The sequence below is a fragment of the Streptomyces sp. NPDC029122 genome, assembly GCF_055569445.1.
Genome location: NZ_JBVHWK010000038.1, coordinates 51,189 through 69,360, shown reverse-complemented (window position 1 = coordinate 69,360; position 18,172 = coordinate 51,189). Strand labels below are relative to the sequence as shown.

Here is an 18,172-nt window from a genome sequence, read left to right as displayed (position 1 = left end):
CCGTGTCGTGGGACCCGCTTGGTCTTGGGGGGGCGGTTGGTGCAGTGGTTGTGTGGTGTGTTCCGCGGTGTTGGGGTGCCGCGGGGGGGGCGCCCCCGCCGCCACCGGCCGCACCGGGGCGGCCCCGGCGGCGGCGAGCCGGTCCAGGAGCGCCGCGTACGCCTCGCGCGTGCGCCCGCGAGGCTCGGTGCGGCCGCACTCCCAGGAGCGGACGGTGGCCGCGGTGACACCGGCCTCGGCCGCGACCTCCTCGTACGTCAGCCCGCCCGACTCTCGCAGCCACCGGCGCTCCTTGGGGGACGGGAGGCCCAGCTCCGAGCCGGAGGACGTTTCGACGTCTTGTGTCATGCCACTCTCCCCGCGACACGGCTGCCCTGGGCGAAAAAGTACATAAACGTATATTGAGCGACACAACGGTCAATCGGTCGTTACCCGGACATAGCGCGTGTCGAGGGCACCATGGCGGGGTGACCCAAGTGACCGAACGCGGGACCCCGTTGCCGACGGCCCCGCGGGCCGCCACCGCGCGGCGCCGTTCACCGGCGGCCGCCGCCTGCGTGCTGGGCGGTGCCGTGGCCGCCGGACTGGGGCTCGGCTTCCTCGCCGTGCTCGTGATCGTGCTGTGGATCAGCTCCCCCTACCCCGACAGCGGCCCCGGCGGCGCCCTGCACCTCGCCGCCGGGTTGTGGCTGATGGCCCACGGCACGGAACTCGTCCGCTACGAAACCCTCTCCGGGATCCCGGCGCCCGTCGGCCTGGTCCCGCTGCTGCTCGTGGCGCTGCCCGTGCTGCTCATGCGGCGCGCGGCCCGGCTCGGCAGCGCCTCGGGGGACGCCGCCGGGGCGGAGGGGGACGAGGTGCTGCCGGCCAGCGCCGTGTTCTCCGCCGTCACCTGCGGCTACCTGACCGTCGCTGCGCTCGCCACGGTGTACGCGGCCGGCGGGCCGATGCCGGCGGACCCGCTCAGCGCCGCCTGGCACGTGCCGCTGGTGGCCGTGCTCGCCGCCGCCGGCGGGGTGTGGGCGGCCAGGGGCAAACCGCTGGGGCCCTTGCCGCAGTGGGTTCCGGGGAGCGTACGCCGGGCCGTCGCCCGCCCCCGGTACGCGCTGGCGCTGCGCTCCGGCGGGGCGGGGGTGCTCGTCCTGCTGGGCGGCGGGGCCCTGCTCGTCGGGGCCTCGCTGATGTGGCACGGGGCGGAGGTGCGGAACTCCTTCCTGGCGCTGACCGGGGTGTGGTCGGGGCGGTTCGCGGTGCTGCTGCTCGCGCTGGCGCTGCTGCCGAACGCGATGGTGTGGGGCGCGGCGTACGGGCTCGGGCCCGGGTTCACGCTCGGCGCGGGGGCGGTGGCGACCCCGTTCGGGCTGGAGGGGGCGGTGGCGCTGCCGAGGTTCCCGCTGCTGGCCGCGCTGCCGTCGCCGGGGCCCGGGACGCCCGTCACCTGGGCGGCGATGGCGGTGCCGGTGGCGGCGGGGCTGGCGGTGGGGTGGTTCGCGGTGCGGCGGGCGCGGGAGGTCTCGTACGGGGAGACCGCGCTGACGGCGGCACTGGGCTCGGCGGTGTGCGGCCTGGCGACGGCCGGCCTGGCGGCGGCTTCGTCGGGGCCGCTGGGGTCGCGGGCGCTGGCGGGCGTGGGGCCGGTGTGGTGGGCGACGGGGGGCGCGGCGGCGGGGTGGACGCTGGTGCTGTCCGTGCCGTTGGCGGTGGGGGTGCAGGCGTGGCGGACCCGGCCGGTGCGCTCCGCGGGGGGTGGGGGGACGGAGGGGGACGCCTGGCACGACTCGGGGGTGCGGGAGCTTCGGTGGGAGGCGTTGCGGAGGGCGGCGGAGCCGTTGGTGGCGCCGGTGGCTCCGCCGGTGGCGCCGGTGGCTCCGGTGGTGGCGGCACCGGTGCCGGCGCCTGCGGAACCGTTGCTGCCGACGGCGGTGGCCGGGGCGCGGGTGCTGGCGCGGCGGCGGCCCGGGGGCTGAACCCGGGCGGGGCCGGGGGTGCCGCTGCGCGGAGCGGTCCCCTACCCGCCCTTCGCCCGTTCCCCCGGGGCGCTGCCCCGGACCCCGCGCCTCAAGCGCCGGCGGGGCTGGGTCGGGGCGGGGCGTTCGGCTGCGGGCCGTGTGCCAGGGGCTCCGCCCCCGGACCCCCGCGCCTCAAACGCCGGCGGGGCTGGAGTTGCCCAAGCGCCGGGGGCTGGGGCCCGGCGGGGCTGAGGTGCCCGAGCGCCGGCGAGGCCAGAAGGTGCCCGAGCGCCGGCGGGGCTGGAGGTGCCCCTACGCCGGCGGGGCTGGGGCGCCTCGCGTGGCGGTGACGGCGTCGGGGGTCAGCGTTGGACTTTGAGGATCTTGCCGATGGCGTTGTCCGGCAGGAGGGTGTTGCATTCCAGTTCCGCCGTGCGGGTCAGGGCGTCGTCGCGGCAGACGTAGAAGTCCTTGTACGCCAGCTGCAGCCCGTACGAGCTGGCCGCCAGCAGCAGCGCCAGCGAGGCCGTGACCAGGCCGCTCACCGCCGCCGCGCGCTGCGGGCGGGCGGCCGGGCCGAGTGCGGCCAGGCCGCCGGGGTCCGCCTCGGTCGCCGGGCGGCCGCGCAGGGCGCTGATGCCCCAGTACATGGCCAGCGCGCCCAGCAGCAGGCCGACCGACGGGATCCCGAAGATCCCGAAGAAGAACCCCCACATGCCCGACAGCAGCGCGTACCGCGCGCGCCGCTGGACCGGGTCCGTCGGGTCCCACCGGGCCGGGCCCTCGGGGGCGGGCTCATGGGGGCCGCCGCCCGGACCGCCGCCGCCGTCCTGCGGCCGCTGCGGCTGCCGGGGCTGCCACGGCTGGTCGGGCCGGCCCTCCGGGGGCGCCGCGAAGGGGTTGTCTTCGGTCGAGGGGTCGGGCTGACGGCGGTCCGGCATCGAGTGCGTAACTTCCCCTGTGTCGTGGACGGTGCGCGCCCCGCGTGCGGTGGGGTGCGCACCGCGTCGTTCGCGGCGTGTACGCCAGACGCTACCGCCCGCCCGTCCCCCCGTCCCTCGGGGGCGGTCCGGTGTGCCGGTATCGTTGCAGGCGGTCGGTGGCTTCGTATGGTTCCCCGTATATCGGTACCCCGAAGTTTCGTATGACCGCACAAGACGAATGACGCGAATCCTGTGAGAAAGGGCCTCCCATGGCCGCCTCCCGCCTGGTCGTGCTGGTTTCCGGCTCCGGCACCAACCTCCAGGCCCTGCTCGACGCCATCGACGCCCACCCCGGCGGAGCCGAGGGGTTCGGGGCCGAGGTCGTCGCCGTAGGGGCCGACCGCGAGAACATCGCGGGCCTCGAACGGGCGGAGAAGGCGGGGATCCCCACCTTCGTGTGTCCGGTGAAGGCCTACGGGAGCCGCGAGGAGTGGGACGCCGCCCTCACCGCGGCGACCGACGCCCACGCGCCGGACCTCGTCGTCTCCGCCGGGTTCATGAAGATCGTCGGGAAGAGCTTCATCGACCGCTTCGGCGGCCGGTTCGTCAACACCCACCCCGCCCTCCTCCCGGCCTTCCCCGGCGCGCACGGGGTGCGCGACGCCCTCGCGTACGGGGCGAAGGTCACCGGCTGCACGGTCCACTTCGTGGACAGCGGCGTGGACACCGGTCCGATCATCGCCCAGGGTGTCGTCGAGATCCGGGACGGGGAGGACGAAGCCGCGCTCCATGAGCGCATCAAGGAAGTCGAGCGCCAGCTGCTCGTCGACGTCGTGGGGCGCCTGGCCCGGCACGGCTACCGCATTGAGGGACGAAAGGTAACAATCCAGTGACCGCCAACGAAACGACGACGACTCAGCGGCCGATCCGCCGCGCGCTCGTGAGTGTCTACGACAAGACGGGACTGGAAGAGCTGGCCCGCGGCCTCCACGAGGCGGGCGTCGCGCTCGTCTCCACGGGCTCCACCGCCTCGCGGATCGCCGCGGCCGGGGTGCCCGTCACCAAGGTCGAGGAGCTCACCGGCTTCCCCGAGTGCCTCGACGGCCGCGTCAAGACCCTCCACCCCCGCGTGCACGCCGGGATCCTCGCCGACCTGCGCCTGGAGGACCACCGGAACCAGCTCGCCGAGCTGGGCGTGGAGCCCTTCGACCTGGTGATCGTCAACCTGTACCCGTTCCGGGAGACCGTCGCCTCCGGCGCCACCCCCGACGAGTGCGTCGAGCAGATCGACATCGGCGGCCCCTCGATGGTCCGCGCCGCCGCCAAGAACCACCCCTCGGTCGCGGTCGTCACCAGCCCCGCCCGCTACGCCGACGTCCTCGCGGCCGCCCAGGGCGGCGGCTTCGACCTGACCGCCCGCAAGCGGCTCGCGGCCGAGGCCTTCCAGCACACCGCGGCCTACGACGTGGCCGTCGCCTCCTGGTTCACCAACGCGTACGCCCCGGAGGGCGGGGAGGGCGACCTGCCCGAGTTCCTGGCCGGCGCCTGGGAGCGCAAGGCGACCCTGCGCTACGGCGAGAACCCGCACCAGGCCGCCGCGCTCTACACGGACGGCCGGCCGGGCGGGCTCGCCAACGCCGAGCAGCTGCACGGCAAGGAGATGTCCTTCAACAACTACGTGGACACCGAGGCCGCCCGCCGGGCCGCCTACGACCACGAAGAGCCCTGCGTCGCGATCATCAAGCACGCCAACCCGTGCGGCATCGCCGTGGGCCAGGACGTGGCCGCCGCGCACCGCAAGGCGCACGCCTGCGACCCGCTGTCGGCCTTCGGCGGTGTCATCGCCGTCAACCGCCCGGTGACCGTCGAGCTCGCCGAGCAGGTCGCGGAGATCTTCACCGAGGTCATCGCCGCCCCCGGCTACGAGGACGGCGCGCTGGAGGTCCTGGCGAAGAAGAAGAACATCCGCGTCCTGAAGGTGGACGGCACCCCGCACCAGCCGGGCGACCTCAAGCCGATCTCGGGCGGCACGCTGCTCCAGCAGTCGGACGTCTTCCAGGCCGAGGGCGACGACCCGGCCAACTGGACCCTCGCCACCGGTGACGCGCTGTCCGCGGACGAGCTGGCCGAGCTCGCCTTCGCGTGGAAGGCCTGTCGCGCCGTCAAGTCCAACGCGATCCTGCTCGCCAAGGACGGCGCCTCGGTCGGCGTCGGCATGGGCCAGGTCAACCGCGTCGACTCGGCGAAGCTCGCGGTCGAGCGGGCGGGCGCGGAGCGCGCGCGGGGTTCGTACGCGGCCTCGGACGCGTTCTTCCCCTTCCCGGACGGACTGGAGATCCTGACCGCGGCCGGCATCAAGGCCGTGGTCCAGCCGGGCGGTTCGGTCCGCGACGAGCAGGTCGTCGAGGCGGCGGAGAAGGCGGGCGTGACGATGTACTTCACCGGCACCCGCCACTTCTTCCACTGAGGCACGGACAGGCACGGACACGGAGAAGGCCGCCACCCGCACCAGCGGGTGGCGGCCTTCGCCGTGTGAGCGGTGACAGCGGTCCTGCGGTTACTTCGTCTTGACGACGATGGTGCCGGCCGCGCGGTCGTGCCAGCCCTGGAGCTTGCCCGAGTTGTCGAAGAACGGGGACAGGTAGACCAGGACCTGGCCGATGCCGCAGAGGAAGCTGCCGACCATCGGGATGATCCAGCGGATGAAGCCGCCGCCGAGGCCGGGGGCCTGGCCGGTGTTCTCCTTGACGACCTTCAGGCTCAGGGCCATCTTGCCGAGCGTCGCGCCGACGAAGGAGATCATCAGCCATTCGTAGAGCAGGGTGGCGATGCCGATGAGGGCGAGGGTGCCGAACAGGGCGGCGATCATGCCGCCGGCCGCCTCCGCCTGGTCGTTGACGCACTGCTGGTACGCGGCCGACGCGTAGTCCGTACCGCAGTCCTCGACCGACTCGGCGAGGCCCAGCGCTCCGGCGAGACCGATGGCCATGAGGATCCACACGAGGACCGAGATGGCGAGGCCGTCGATCAGGCGGGCGCCGAAGCGGCGGCCCATCGTCGCGACCTGGACGGTGCCGAGGCCCGCCACGTTGATGTAGCCGTTGTTGGCCTGGAGGGTGCCCGGCGCCTGCGGCGGGACACCGTACGGCTGCTGGCCCTGCTGCGGGTAGCCGTAACCGGGCTGGCCCTGCTGCGGGACGCCCTGCGGGGCCTGCTGCGGGTAGCCGTAGCCGGGCTGGCCCTGCGGCGGCTGCTGCTGCCCGTAAGGGTTGTTCGGGTCGCCGAAGCTCATCTGGGTCTTTCCTCCGTGAAGTGCGGGGACGCACGGCACACCTGGAGGACACTTGCTTCTGCGGTACGCCCCCCCGGCACTGCCCGCGGCACTCTTTCCGATCGTCTTGCTGCCCGTCATCGTGGTGGGCCCGCACCGGGCTTGTCCAGTTGGTTGCCGGAGCGGGCCAGACTTGTTGTGCAAGTGCAATCAAGAGCGCGATCCGGCCGCCTCCCGATTGGAAGCCGGGCCGCCCCATCCGGGAGGATGCCCCCATGACCGCCCAGATTCTCGATGGCAAGGCCACCGCGGCCGCGATCAAATCCGAACTGAAGGCCCGCGTGGAGCAGCTGAAGGCCCGGGGCGTCACCCCCGGCCTGGGCACGCTGCTGGTCGGAGACGACCCGGGCAGCCGCTGGTACGTCAACGGCAAGCACAAGGACTGCGCCGAGGTCGGCATCGCCTCCATCCAGCGCGAACTGCCCGCGACGGCCTCCCAGGAGGACATCGAGGCGGTCGTGCGGGAGCTGAACGCCGACCCGGCCTGCACGGGCTACATCGTCCAACTGCCGCTCCCCAAGGGAATCGACACCAACCGCGTCCTGGAGCTGATGGATCCGGCCAAGGACGCCGACGGGCTGCACCCGACGTCGCTGGGCCGGCTGGTGCTGGGCGTGCGGGGCCCGCTGCCCTGTACTCCGTACGGGATCGTCGAGCTGCTGCGCCACCACGGCGTCGAGATCAACGGCGCGCACGTCGTCGTGCTCGGCCGGGGCATCACCGTCGGCCGCTCCATCGGGCTGCTGCTCACCCGCAAGTCCGAGAACGCCACCGTGACGCTGTGCCACACCGGTACGCGCGACCTCGCGGGGCTGCTGCGCCAGGCCGACATCATCGTCGCGGCGGCGGGCGTCCCGCACCTGGTGAAGCCCGAGGACGTGAAGCCGGGCGCGGCCGTGCTCGACGTCGGCGTGAGCCGCGACGAGAGCGGGAAGATCGTCGGGGACGTCCACCCGGGCGTCGCCGAGGTGGCGGGCTGGCTCTCCCCGAACCCGGGCGGTGTCGGCCCGATGACCCGGGCGCAGCTGCTGGTGAACGTCGTCGAGGCGGCGGAACGGACCACCAGTGCGGGCTGAGCACGAGGTGAGCGGTACGGGCGGGTCCTCCGACCGGGAGCCCCGCCCGAAGGACGGCCCGGAGGGCGGCGCCGAGCCCGGTCCCGCCCCCGGGGCCGGACGGGCGCCGGACGCGGCGAAGGCCGCGGCGGCCGCCGCGCGGTCCCGGCGCTTCCCCACCGTCACCCAGGACACGGCCCGCCCCGAGGGAGGCGGCCGCGCCATCCCCGGAGCGGTGTCCGCGCCCGCCCGCCAGTGGCCGATGCTCAGCGTCCTCGCCGCCACCGCGGTGGGGCTGCTGACCACGGCGGTGGGACAGCCGCGGATCGGCTGCCTGGTGATCGGCGTCGCGCTGATCGCCGCGGCGGTGATGCGGCGCGTCCTGCCCTCGGTGGGCATGCTCGCGGTGCGCTCCCGGTTCACCGACATGATCACGTACGGGGTGCTGGGCGTGGCCATCACGCTGCTCGCGCTGGTCATGGAGCCGAAACCCCTGCTGGAGATCCCGTTCCTGGAGAGCGCGGTCCGCTTCACGGTCCGTTAGGCCCTGTCGGAGTCCGGCGGGCGTCCCGTCGGACCCCGTCGGCTCCGGCGGGGAGCAAGGGCGTACGCCCGTCCGGACCTTCGAAACCTCCCGATCCGGCGCCCGTGTGCCGCGGACCACAGGGACCGGGGGGTTGGGGGCCCCGCGGGTCGGATAGCCTGACCGCGGATGTCTCTTCACGTCAAGATTCACAGGACAGGGAAGCGGCGTCCTTCCCCCTACAGGGGGTCCAGCACATGGGGCGGGGACGCCCCACCGCCAGCTGTCTAACGGAGAAGGCCATGACCCGCACTCCCGTGAATGTCACTGTCACCGGCGCCGCCGGCCAGATCGGCTACGCGCTGCTCTTCCGCATCGCGTCCGGCCACCTGCTCGGCGCGGACGTGCCGGTCAAGCTCCGCCTCCTGGAGATCCCCCAGGGCATGAAGGCCGCCGAGGGCACCGCCATGGAGCTCGACGACTGCGCCTTCCCGCTGCTCAAGGGCATCGACATCTTCGACGACCCGAACCAGGGCTTCGACGGCGCAAACGTCGCGCTGCTCGTCGGCGCCCGCCCGCGCACCAAGGGCATGGAGCGCGGTGACCTGCTCGCCGCCAACGGCGGCATCTTCAAGCCGCAGGGCGCCGCGATCAACGCGCACGCCGCGGACGACATCAAGGTCCTGGTCGTGGGCAACCCGGCCAACACCAACGCGCTCATCGCGCAGGCCGCCGCTCCGGACGTACCGGCCGAGCGCTTCACCGCGATGACCCGCCTGGACCACAACCGCGCGATCACGCAGCTGGCAAAGAAGACCGGCTCCGACGTCACCGACATCAAGCGCCTGACGATCTGGGGCAACCACTCGGCCACCCAGTACCCGGACATCTTCCACGCGGAGATCGCCGGCAAGAACGCCGCCGAGGTCGTGGCCGACGAGGCGTGGCTCGCCGACACCTTCATCCCGACCGTCGCCAAGCGCGGCGCCGCGATCATCGAGGCCCGTGGCGCCTCCTCGGCCGCCTCGGCCGCCAACGCCGCCATCGACCACGTCCACACCTGGGTCAACGGCACCGCCGCGGGCGACTGGACCTCGATGGGCATCCCGTCGGACGGCTCCTACGGCGTCCCGCAGGGCATCATCTCCTCCTTCCCCGTCACCTGCGCCGACGGCAAGTACGAGATCGTCCAGGGTCTGGACATCAACGAGTTCTCCCGTGCGCGCATCGACGCGTCCGTGGCGGAGCTCGTCGAGGAGCGCGACGCGGTGCGCGAGCTCGGCCTGATCTGATCGACCTGACGGCGGTCGCCCTTCGGGTTCACCCGATCGTGTGATCGTCGCGAACGCCCTCGCGCCCCGGCCAAACCAGGCCGGGGCGCTTTGGCGTGAAAGCGCCTGTCTATCCATGTGGGTGGAAAATAAGGTCGCCCGGTGACCGACCACCTGATTCCCCATCAGTCCGGCGGCGTCCCCCCGGCGGAGCCCCATGGCGGCCGCCCACCCGTTCACCCCTCCCTCAGCGGAGCCGGCCGCCTCCTGTGCGCGGGGACCTACCTCGACGCCGGCTACCGGGACCGGGTGATCGACGAACTGTTCGTCCACGAGGAGCGCATCACCGCCCCCTCCTACGGCTTCGACGCCACCCGCGTACTCGCCCACGCGCTCCGCGCCCGCCGCGTCGAACTGGCCTGGGCCGGCGGGGTCATCGGTGCCTGGTTCGTGGGTTCCCTGCTGACCGGCGGGGCGCTGAGCCTGCTGCTCGTCCCCTTCCTCCTGCTGAGCTTCGCCAACTGGCTGCGCGCCCGCCGCCACGGCCTCGTGCGCTTCCTGTCCGTGCTGGTCAGGGTGTACGGCTGGGTGATGCTGCTGCTGGCCCTCTTCGCGTACTGGGCGGCCGTGGCCGACGAGGGGGAGGGCGGGGGCCTCTCCCGGTTCTTCTTCGGCGGCGACAGCGGCTACGACGGCTACGACGGGTACAGCGGTTCGAGCGGCCTCGGCGACTCCGGCGACTCCTCCTCCCTCGTCCTGTGGCTGACCCCCCTCGTCTTCGCGGCCGTCGTCGTCCTGGTCGGCCTCCAGCGCGGGTACGGCGCCCGCATCGTCGCCCGGGACCTGGAGCCGCGCCGCTACGCCGACCCGTCCGCCGATCCCGTCACGGAGAGCTCCCGCTTCGCCCGCATCCGCGACCGGATCCGGGCCGAACAGCACTCCCCGCTGGTCATGTACAACATCAACGCCCCGTTCACCGGGGCGGGGGACGCCTTCCACCCCTGGCAGCTGTCCGTCGAGCTCCGCCCCCGCGAGGACCTCGGCCCCGACCAGAAGCCGCGGCCCGTCACCAACGCCCACGTCGTGGAGCGCATCGTCCCGCTGCTGCACGCCCTGCGCGTGCCCTCCCCGCACGGTTCGCGGGAGGCCCAGGCGGCCGTACTGGACCGGCTGCGCGAGCTGGTCGTCGACGAATGCGTCTTCCTCCCGGCGGTCGGCCTCCCGCACCGGGACGCGGCGCCGCTGTCCCCGCAGCGGTTCGCCGAACACCGGCTCGGCGCCATGGAGGAGGGCGGGGAGCGGCGCAGGCACTTCCTGCGCATCCGGGTCGGCGGCTGGGACGAGAACCTCGTCGTCACCGTCTTCGTACGGGTCCACACCCAGGGCCGCATGCTGATGCTGGAAGTGGCCCCGCACGTCCTGCTGCCGGTCCGCACCCGTTTCCAGAACGCCGACGCGGCCGCCCAGCGCCTGCTGAACAACAGCTGGTTCGGCAAGGCGGTCGGGGCGCTCGCCGCGACCCCCGGCTCGTTCGCCGCCTCCGTCACCACCCTGGCCCGCGGCGCCGCCAGCTGGTGGCGGATCGTCACCGGCGGCCACGGCGGAGCCCGCCCCGAAGGACCGGAGGTCTCCGTACGGGAACTCGCCGCCATGGAAGACGGCTCCCTCTTCCACCTCATGGACCTGGCCCGCTACCTGAAAACCATTCAGGACCGCGTCGTCGGCGGGGTCACCTTCGCCCTGCACGAAGCGGGCTGGCACACCGAGGAGTTCGCGCAGCGCGCGGTGCACGTCGCCGAGGGCGGCATCTACATCCAGTCGATGAACAACAGCGCCGCCAGCTTCGGCGGCAGCCACAACACCAACACCAGCGGTACGAGCGGCAAGGGGAGCAGCGGTGGCAGGTAACGGCGAGGAGCGCGCGGTCCGGATCGGCGACGTCTACGGCAGCGCCTTCAGCATCGGCGGCAGCAACAACACCAACACCGTCCACGACTACAGCGGTACGCGGGACCGCGCGCCCGGCGCCGCGGAGCTGCTGGAGGCCGTACGCGAACTGCGCGCCGCCCTCGTACGGCTGCCCCGCAGCCCCGAACGCGCGCAGCTCGACGCCGAACTCGACGAGGCGGCCGGGGAGCTGGAGGAGGCCGAGGAGATCCGGCCCGGACTGCCCGCGCGGCTGCGCGGGGCGCTGGAGCGGTGGGCCCCGCTGGTGGAGACGCTGGGCGCGGCCACCGCGCTGGGCGGGCTGCTGGCCTCGCTGGGAGGCTGACCGGTGTCCTCGTCCGACGGCGCCCGGTGGGATCCGCAGTCGCAGCGGTGGGAGTGGGGCCCCGCCCCGGCCCCCGCCCCGGACTCCGGCCCGGACTCCGGCCCGGCTCCGGATCCCGCTGCCGGCCCGGCTCCCGCTCCGCCACGCCCCGTACAGCCGGACACGCCGCCCCCGTTGCCGCCGTTGCCGCCGACGCCTCCGCCCACCGCGCCGGGTTACCACGAGCCCTGGCCCCCGGTGCCGGCCGCGCCCCCGCCGCCCCCGCCCCCGCCGGGCGGCGGGCAGCAGTGGCGTACCCCGGTGCTGGTCGGACTGGCGGCGGCGGTCGTGGGCGGTGCCGCGGTGGCGGCGTGGATGGCGCTCGGCGACAAGGACGGCCCCGAGGCCTCCGCGCGGCCGCCGGCCTCCCTGTCCGCGGCGCCGACGGCCACCGGTTCTGGGGCCGGGGACGAGCCCGCGAGCCCGTCACCGGCCACGAGCGGACCCTCGGCCACCGGCCCCTCCCCGGGCGGCAGCGCCGGCTACACCGTGGTGCGCGACGAGAACGGCTTCTCGGTGGCCGTCCCCACCGGCTGGGAGCCCAGCACGGACGAGACGGGCAGCGGGTCCTTCTACCGCCGGCCCGGCGACCGCAGCGCCCTGCTCCAGATCTTCCGGGTCACGGAGAGCGGTGCCATCGGCTCCTGCGAACTGCTGCGCACGTCCTCGGACCAGCTGCGCGACGCGACGTCCGGCTACCGGCAGGTGTCCGTCGCACCGACGGCCGGGGCCGGCTGCGAACTGGTCTACGAGTACGACAGCGTGGAGTCGAACGGCCGCCGCCGGGGCGTGGAGCGGATCATCACCGCCCCCGACGGCCGGCGGTGGGCCCTGCTGGCGGCCGGCCCGGCCGCCGACAGCGCGACGACGCGCGCGCACCTGACGGCGGCCCTGGAGTCGTTCCGGACCGACTGACCGGACCTTCCCGGAGGGAGGGCCGGTCAGGCCTTCTTCGCCGCCGGGGTGTAGTGCCCCGGGATCATGCGGGTGGTGACGCCGATCCGGTTCCAGACGTTGATCGTCGCGATGACGGCGATCAGCTGGGCCAGCTCGGCCTCCTCGAAGTGCTTCTCCGCCCGCGCGTACACCTCGTCCGGTACGAAGCCGTCCGTCAGGACGGTGACGGCCTCGGTCAGTTCGATCGCGGCCAGCTCCTTCTCGGTGTAGAAGTGCCGCGACTCCTCCCAGGCGCCGAGCAGCAGGACGCGCTCGATGCTCTCGCCGGCGGCGAGAGCGTCCTTGCTGTGCATGTCCAGGCAGAAGGCACAGTGGTTGATCTGCGAGGCGCGGATCTTGACGAGTTCGACGAGGCTCGGGTCGAGGCCCTTCTTCGCCGCGATCTCCAGGCCGATGACGGCCTTGTAGACCTCGGGGGCGGCCTTGGCGTACTGCATGCGGGGGGCGTGCTCGGCGGCGTGCTCGGAGCTGCGGTCGTGGTTGCTTCCCTGGTTGCTCATGGCTCCACCGTACGGAGGAGGCGGCCCGCCTATATGGTCCATGTTCATGACGGAATCATGGGCCACTTTCGGTGCCGACCTGCACCTGGACCTCGCCGCGGCGGCGGGCGGCCGGGGCCTGCGGGCCGCGCTCACGGAGGCGCTGAGGGAGGCCGCGCGCAGCGGACGGCTGGCGCCCGGGACGCGGCTGCCGTCGTCCCGTTCCCTCGCCGCCGACCTGGGGATCGCCCGCAACACCGTCGCCGAGGCGTACGGGGAACTCGTCGCCGAGGGCTGGCTGACCGCCCGCCAGGGCTCGGGCACCCGCGTCGCCGAGCGGGCCAGGGTCCGCAGGGCCGCCGGCTCCCCGCGGGTACGCCGCCCCGCGCGGCGGGGGCCCGCGTACAGCCTGGTCCCCGGCTCCCCGGACCTGGGCGGCTTCCCGCGCGCCGCGTGGCTGGCGGCGGCCCGGCGGGCCCTGACCGGCGCCCCGAACGACGCCTTCGGGTACGCCTCCGACGCGCGCGGCCGGGTGGAGTTGCGGGAGGCGCTCGCCGGGTACCTGGCGCGGGCGCGCGGGGTGTACGCCGACCCGGACCGGATCGTGCTGTGCGCCGGCTTCGCGCACGCCCTGATGCTGCTCGGCCGGGTACTGAGGGGGCGTCGGGTGCGGGAGGTGGCCGTGGAGGGATACAGCCTCGACGTGCACCGGGAGCTGCTGGCCGGGGCCGGGCTGGTGACCCGGCCGCTGTGGGTGGACGAGGCCGGCGCCCGCACCCCGGACCTGGCCGGACTCGGCCCCCGCACGGGCGCGGTGCTGCTGACCCCGGCGCACCAGTTCCCGACGGGCGCGGCCCTCACCCCCGGGCGCCGGGCGGCGGCCGTGGACTGGGCGCGGACCACGGGCGGCGTGATCCTGGAGGACGACTACGACGGGGAGTTCCGCTACGACCGCCAGTCCGTCGGCGCGCTCCAGGGCTTGGACCCGGACCGGGTGGTGTACCTGGGCACCGCGAGCAAGTCCCTGGCCCCCGCGCTGCGGATGGGGTGGATGGTGGTCCCGCCGGACCTGCTGGAGGAGGTGCTGGCGGCGAAGGGCCCGGTCGACTGGACGTGCAGCGCCCTGGACCAGCTGACCCTGGCGGAGTTCCTCACCTCCGGGGCGTACGACCGCCACGTGCGCGGCATGCGCCTGCGCTACCGGCGCCGCCGGGACGAGCTGGTGGCCGCGGTGGCGGGGAGGGTGCCCGTCTCGGGCATCGCGGCCGGGCTGCACGCGGTGCTGGACCTCCCCCCGGGCACGGAGCGGTCCGTCGTCCAGGCCGCCGCCTGGCAGGACCTGGCCCTGGAGGGCCTGGCGCGGTTCCGCCACCCGGACTCGGCGATGCCGCCGCGCGAGGCCCTGATCGTCGGCTACGGCACCCCCTCCACCGGCGCCTGGACCCCCGCCCTGACGGCCCTGTCGGCCGCCCTGCCCCCGCCCGCCTGAGGCCGCGGCGGCGGCCGCCGCGGCCCCCGCACTCCGCCGCGTGCCCCGTTCCAGCCGCGACAGCCGCACCCGCAGCAGCCGGGCCGCGACCGCCGCACCCGGTGCGCAAACCATCCCAAGCAGCACGAACCGACTCTAGGTCGCCATCGTGACAAGGGTGTGACGGCGGCCGGATTCCATACCCCCGCGCCACCGCTCTAGGGTGCAGGCCATGGATACCGGCAACACCACCAGACGACGCATGCGCTCCGGCGCGGTCGCCCTCGGCGGCATGGGCCTGCTCGCCGCCACCCTCGTGGCCTGCGGGAGCAACGACGAGCCCGACAAGCGCTGCGCCTCCCGCTCGACGCTGGACCACCTGAACTCGAAGGAGTGCAGGAGCGGCGGCACCGGCTCGTACTACTACGGCGGCACCGTCCGCAACGGCAAGGTGACCGGCGGCAGCTTCGACAAGTCCGCCGTCACCCGCGGCGGCATCGGCGGCCACAGCAGCTCCGGCTCCTCCGGCGGCTGAGCGCAGATGCAGCGGCACACCATCGAACCGCGCCCCGGCTGGCAGAAGACCGTCGAGGAGCAGGGGCTGATCTACCCCCTCACCCGCTACCCCGACGACTCCCTGCGGCCCTACTGGGACGAGAGCGCGTACTACTCCTTCTCACTCCCGGAGGTCGAGGCCCTGGAGGAGGTCGTCGAGGAGCTGCACGCCATGTGCCTGGCCGCGGCCGCGCACATCGTCGAGCACGACCGCTTCGCGGACCTCGGCATCACCGATCCGAAACTGGCCGCACGGATCACCGAGTCCTGGCGGCGGCGCGCCGAACAGCCCTCCCTCTACGGCCGGTTCGACCTGCGCTACGACGGCGCCGGCGAGCCCGCCAAGCTGCTGGAGTACAACGCCGACACGCCCACCTCCCTGGTGGAGGCGGCGAGCCCGCAGTGGTTCTGGATGGAGGAGCGCTTTCCCGGCGCCGACCAGTGGAACTCCCTCCACGAGCGCCTCGTCGAGGCGTGGCGGCACCAGGCCGAGCTGCTGCCGCCGGGCCCGGTGCACTTCGCGCACTCCGAGACCGACGAGCTCGGCGAGGACCTGATGACGGTCGCCTACCTCCAGGAGACCGCCGAGCAGGCCGGGCTGGAGACGCACGCGCTCTCGGTGGAGACCATCGGCTGGGACAGCCTCTCGGGCCGGTTCGTGGACGAGCGGCTCCGCTTCATCCGCAGCTGCTTCAAGCTCTACCCGTGGGAGTGGCTGGTCACCGACGAGTTCGGGCCGCAGGTGCTGGGCACCTACGACCACGGCGGAGGCTCCGGCACCACCGCCTGGATCGAGCCGCTGTGGAAGATGCTGCTCGCCAACAAGGCGCTGCTGGCGATCCTCTGGGAGCTCTTCCCCGACCATCCGAACCTGCTGCCCGCCTACCTCGACGGCCCGCGCGAGCTGGCCGCCACCTGCGGGTACGCGGCCAAGCCGCTGCTGGGACGCGAGGGTGCCGGGGTCACGCTGCACGAGCCGGGCGGGGGCGGAGAGCCCTTCGTCCCGGCCGAGGGGGAGACGTACGTCTTCCAGGCCCTGGCCCCGCTGCCCGACTTCGACGGCAACCGCGTCGTGCTCGGCGCGTGGGTCGTCGAGGAGGAGGCGGCGGGGCTCGGCATCCGGGAATCGGCGGGTCTCGTCACGGACGAGTACGCCCGCTTCCTGCCCCACGTCATCCTGTAGGGCCGTCAGTTGTCGCCGCAGTAGCTGTCGAAGGACGTTTCGGCCCCCGACTTCCAGCCGCGCCAGTAGGACTCGGAGTGGTCCTGGCTCTTGTCGGGCTGGGCCGGGACGTCGCAGTTCGACCGGGACGCCGCCGCCATGCCGGCCGTGTGCCCGTCCGCGTAGCCCTTCTGGTACTCCCGCGAGTCCCCGGCGGAGGGCGTGGACCCCGCGACCTCGCAGTTCACGAAGACGGGGGACTGGTCCTCGTTGACCGCGAGGACGGTGTAGTCGACGTTCTTCTGGAACCGCTGGACCCGGAAGTTGCCGTCGGCGTCGATGTTCAGCGGCTCGGTGGACTCGCCGTCGTTGAGGGTGCGCGGGGGAGTGAACCCCTCGCCGGTGATGACGACGAAACGCCCTTGCGGGTCGGGTGTGACCGTGCAGCTGGCGGCGGGTACCGCCACCGGGGCGGCGGCGGCCGGTGCGGCGAGGGCGGCGGCGCCGCCGAGGGCGACCGAGGACGCCAGGACGCCGCAGAGCAGGGTGTGTCGGATGCGTCGGTGCATGGGGATGCTCCCATCGGAGGGTCGGGCCCGGGATCGGCTGGGCGCGCACCCGTACGGGGTCCTCCCATCGTCCGGCGGACCGCTCCCGGTGTCCACCGCAGGGCCGGGAGCGGCGACGGGCGCCGCCGGGACCGGGAGGGTCCGGCCGCGCCCGCCGCGCCCGCCGCCGCGGCGCCGTCAGGCGGAGAGCACCGACCGCAGCCGGTCCAGCCCCCAGTCCAGGTCCTCCTTGGTGATCACCAGCGGCGGCGCGATCCGGATCGTGGACCCGTGGGTGTCCTTCACCAGGACCCCGAGCTCCATCAGCTTCTCCGAGACCTCGCGGCCCGTCCCGCGCGACGGGTCGACGTCCACGCCCGCCCACAGCCCGCGGCCGCGTACGGCGGTCACCGCGCCGCCGCCGGTCAGCAGGTTCAGCTCCCGGTGCAGGTGGTCGCCGAGTTCGGCGGCGCGCTCCTGGTACTCGCCGGTGCGCAGCATCGCGATCACCTCCAGCGCGACGGCGCAGGCCAGCGGGTTCCCGCCGAAGGTGGACCCGTGCTCGCCGGGGCGGAACACCCCGAGCACGTCCCGGTCGGCGACCACGGCGGACACGGGTACGACCCCGCCGCCGAGCGCCTTGCCCAGGACGTACACGTCGGGCACGACGCCCTCGTGCTCGCACGCGAAGGTCCGGCCGGTGCGGCCCAGGCCCGACTGGATCTCGTCCGCCATGAACAGGACGTTCCGCCGGCGCGTCAGTTCCCGTACACCCGACAGGTATCCGGCGGGCGGGACGAGGACCCCCGCCTCGCCCTGGATCGGCTCCAGCAGCACGGCCACGGTGTTGGCGGTGACGGCGGCGTCGAGGGCCGTCAGGTCCCCGTACGGGACGATCTCGAAGCCGGGCGTGTAGGGGCCGTAGTGGTCGCGGGCCTCGTGGTCGGTGGAGAAGGACACGATGGTCGTCGTACGGCCGTGGAAGTTGTTCGCGGCGACGACGATCTTGGCTTGGCCGTCGGGGACGCCCTTGACCTCGTACCCCCACTTGCGGGCCGTCTTCACCGCGGTCTCCACCGCCTCCGCGCCCGTGTTCATGGGCAGCACCATCTCCTTGCCGCAGAGCGCGGCCAGTTCGGCGCAGAAGTCGGCGAAGCGGTCGTGGTGGAAGGCGCGCGAGGTGAGGGTGACCCGCTCCAGCTGGGCGCGGGCGGCGTCGATCAGCCTGCGGTTGCCGTGGCCGAAGTTGAGCGCCGAGTACCCGGCGAGCATGTCGAGGTACCGGCGGCCCTCCACATCGGTCATCCACGCCCCTTCCGCCGACGCGACGACGATCGGCAGGGGGTGGTAGTTGTGCGCGCTGTGTTCGTCGGCGGAGCGGATGGCATCAGCAGTTCTCGACACGGGGTCTCCGATCGTCCGTCTGGCTGGTGGCGCGGGTGACGTGGGTGACGTCCTTTGTATCGTCGCTCGGATCGTGGGACCGGAAACATCCCCCGTGCCGCGCCAGCTAAGGTGTCCGGTACGCACGGCGACTGGCGCACGGGGAACGAACTCCGGGGGAGTCGTGCGCGCACGACCGCACACAGGGCCGCTCGCCTGGGCCTCGCGGGGACGAACCGACATCGACCCCGGAGGAG

The 18,172-nt window shown here is 73.7% G+C and carries 18 protein-coding genes and 1 riboswitch; of the genes, 12 read left to right on the top strand and 6 right to left on the bottom strand.

Translation table 11 applies throughout. The features are described from left to right. Nucleotides 1-348: helix-turn-helix domain-containing protein (locus ACZ4WZ_RS31265; protein ID WP_467896068.1), on the bottom strand; the 348-nt coding region annotated here is incomplete at its 3' end. A 119-nt stretch (nucleotides 349-467) separates the two neighbouring features. Here ACZ4WZ_RS31265 and ACZ4WZ_RS31260 point away from each other — a divergent pair. Then, a complete protein-coding gene (locus ACZ4WZ_RS31260; protein ID WP_467896064.1) occupies nucleotides 468-1,967 on the top strand; it encodes a cell division protein PerM in 1,500 nt (499 codons plus the stop codon). Nucleotides 1,968-2,311: 344 nt separating this feature from the next. Here the strand turns inward: ACZ4WZ_RS31260 and ACZ4WZ_RS31255 are convergent, their stop codons facing one another. Next, a complete protein-coding gene (locus ACZ4WZ_RS31255) occupies nucleotides 2,312-2,890 on the bottom strand; it encodes a hypothetical protein (RefSeq protein ID WP_467896061.1) in 579 nt (192 codons plus the stop codon). 251 nt (nucleotides 2,891-3,141) lie between these two features. Between ACZ4WZ_RS31255 and purN the strand changes: the two genes are divergently transcribed. Together purN and purH are read left to right on the top strand one after the other, a co-directional pair. Then, nucleotides 3,142-3,765: a phosphoribosylglycinamide formyltransferase gene (gene purN / locus ACZ4WZ_RS31250; protein WP_467896057.1), complete on the top strand. Its 624-nt coding sequence runs from the start codon at nucleotides 3,142-3,144 to the stop codon at nucleotides 3,763-3,765. Beyond that, the gene (purH, locus tag ACZ4WZ_RS31245; protein WP_467896055.1) at nucleotides 3,762-5,339 is read left to right on the top strand and encodes a bifunctional phosphoribosylaminoimidazolecarboxamide formyltransferase/IMP cyclohydrolase; all 1,578 of its coding nucleotides are present in this window, start codon (nucleotides 3,762-3,764) and stop codon (nucleotides 5,337-5,339) included. The genes purN and purH overlap by 4 nt, the downstream gene beginning before the upstream one ends. A 90-nt stretch (nucleotides 5,340-5,429) precedes the next feature. Here the strand turns inward: purH and ACZ4WZ_RS31240 are convergent, their stop codons facing one another. After that, the gene (locus ACZ4WZ_RS31240; protein ID WP_467896052.1) at nucleotides 5,430-6,164 is read right to left on the bottom strand and encodes an RDD family protein; all 735 of its coding nucleotides are present in this window, start codon (nucleotides 6,162-6,164) and stop codon (nucleotides 5,430-5,432) included. A gap of 254 nt (nucleotides 6,165-6,418) precedes the next feature. Here ACZ4WZ_RS31240 and ACZ4WZ_RS31235 point away from each other — a divergent pair, with 254 nt between their 5' ends. From ACZ4WZ_RS31235 to ACZ4WZ_RS31210, 6 genes are all read left to right on the top strand, one after another. Next, the gene (locus ACZ4WZ_RS31235; protein WP_467896049.1) at nucleotides 6,419-7,279 is read left to right on the top strand and encodes a bifunctional methylenetetrahydrofolate dehydrogenase/methenyltetrahydrofolate cyclohydrolase; all 861 of its coding nucleotides are present in this window, start codon (nucleotides 6,419-6,421) and stop codon (nucleotides 7,277-7,279) included. Continuing rightward, nucleotides 7,269-7,802, top strand: coding sequence for a DUF3017 domain-containing protein (locus tag ACZ4WZ_RS31230; protein WP_467896045.1), 534 nt, complete (start codon nucleotides 7,269-7,271; stop codon nucleotides 7,800-7,802). The genes ACZ4WZ_RS31235 and ACZ4WZ_RS31230 overlap by 11 nt, the downstream gene beginning before the upstream one ends. A 281-nt stretch (nucleotides 7,803-8,083) precedes the next feature. Beyond that, nucleotides 8,084-9,073 (top strand): malate dehydrogenase, encoded by a 990-nt coding sequence (locus tag ACZ4WZ_RS31225; protein ID WP_467896043.1) that lies wholly within the window; start codon nucleotides 8,084-8,086, stop codon nucleotides 9,071-9,073. A 141-nt stretch (nucleotides 9,074-9,214) separates the two neighbouring features. After that, nucleotides 9,215-10,960, top strand: a complete 1,746-nt coding sequence (locus ACZ4WZ_RS31220; protein ID WP_467896040.1) for a hypothetical protein — start codon at nucleotides 9,215-9,217, stop codon at nucleotides 10,958-10,960. Further along, a complete protein-coding gene (locus ACZ4WZ_RS31215) occupies nucleotides 10,950-11,324 on the top strand; it encodes a hypothetical protein (RefSeq protein WP_467896037.1) in 375 nt (124 codons plus the stop codon). The genes ACZ4WZ_RS31220 and ACZ4WZ_RS31215 overlap by 11 nt, the downstream gene beginning before the upstream one ends. A gap of 300 nt (nucleotides 11,325-11,624) precedes the next feature. After that, complete coding sequence (locus tag ACZ4WZ_RS31210) at nucleotides 11,625-12,278, top strand: hypothetical protein (RefSeq protein WP_467896034.1); 654 nt, start codon at nucleotides 11,625-11,627, stop codon at nucleotides 12,276-12,278. A 26-nt stretch (nucleotides 12,279-12,304) separates the two neighbouring features. Here the strand turns inward: ACZ4WZ_RS31210 and ACZ4WZ_RS31205 are convergent, their stop codons facing one another. Beyond that, a complete protein-coding gene (locus ACZ4WZ_RS31205; RefSeq protein ID WP_467896031.1) occupies nucleotides 12,305-12,820 on the bottom strand; it encodes a carboxymuconolactone decarboxylase family protein in 516 nt (171 codons plus the stop codon). Between the two features lie 46 nt (nucleotides 12,821-12,866). Between ACZ4WZ_RS31205 and pdxR the strand changes: the two genes are divergently transcribed. From pdxR to ACZ4WZ_RS31190, 3 genes are all read left to right on the top strand, one after another. Further along, the gene (gene pdxR, locus ACZ4WZ_RS31200) at nucleotides 12,867-14,288 is read left to right on the top strand and encodes a MocR-like pyridoxine biosynthesis transcription factor PdxR (RefSeq protein WP_467896028.1); all 1,422 of its coding nucleotides are present in this window, start codon (nucleotides 12,867-12,869) and stop codon (nucleotides 14,286-14,288) included. Nucleotides 14,289-14,499: 211 nt separating this feature from the next. Beyond that, nucleotides 14,500-14,802 (top strand): hypothetical protein, encoded by a 303-nt coding sequence (locus ACZ4WZ_RS31195; protein ID WP_467896025.1) that lies wholly within the window; start codon nucleotides 14,500-14,502, stop codon nucleotides 14,800-14,802. A gap of 6 nt (nucleotides 14,803-14,808) precedes the next feature. Next, entirely contained in the window at nucleotides 14,809-16,005 is a 1,197-nt protein-coding gene (locus ACZ4WZ_RS31190; protein ID WP_467896022.1) for a glutathionylspermidine synthase family protein, read from the top strand. Between the two features lie 5 nt (nucleotides 16,006-16,010). On the opposite strand, the gene ACZ4WZ_RS31185 is transcribed toward ACZ4WZ_RS31190, so the two are convergent. Together ACZ4WZ_RS31185 and rocD are read right to left on the bottom strand one after the other, a co-directional pair. Continuing rightward, complete coding sequence (locus ACZ4WZ_RS31185) at nucleotides 16,011-16,553, bottom strand: hypothetical protein (protein WP_467896019.1); 543 nt, start codon at nucleotides 16,551-16,553, stop codon at nucleotides 16,011-16,013. 177 nt (nucleotides 16,554-16,730) lie between these two features. Then, nucleotides 16,731-17,936, bottom strand: coding sequence for an ornithine--oxo-acid transaminase (rocD, locus tag ACZ4WZ_RS31180; protein WP_467896016.1), 1,206 nt, complete (start codon nucleotides 17,934-17,936; stop codon nucleotides 16,731-16,733). 117 nt (nucleotides 17,937-18,053) lie between these two features. Beyond that, nucleotides 18,054-18,144, top strand: a riboswitch (ZMP/ZTP riboswitch). Nucleotides 18,145-18,172 lie beyond the last annotated feature (28 nt).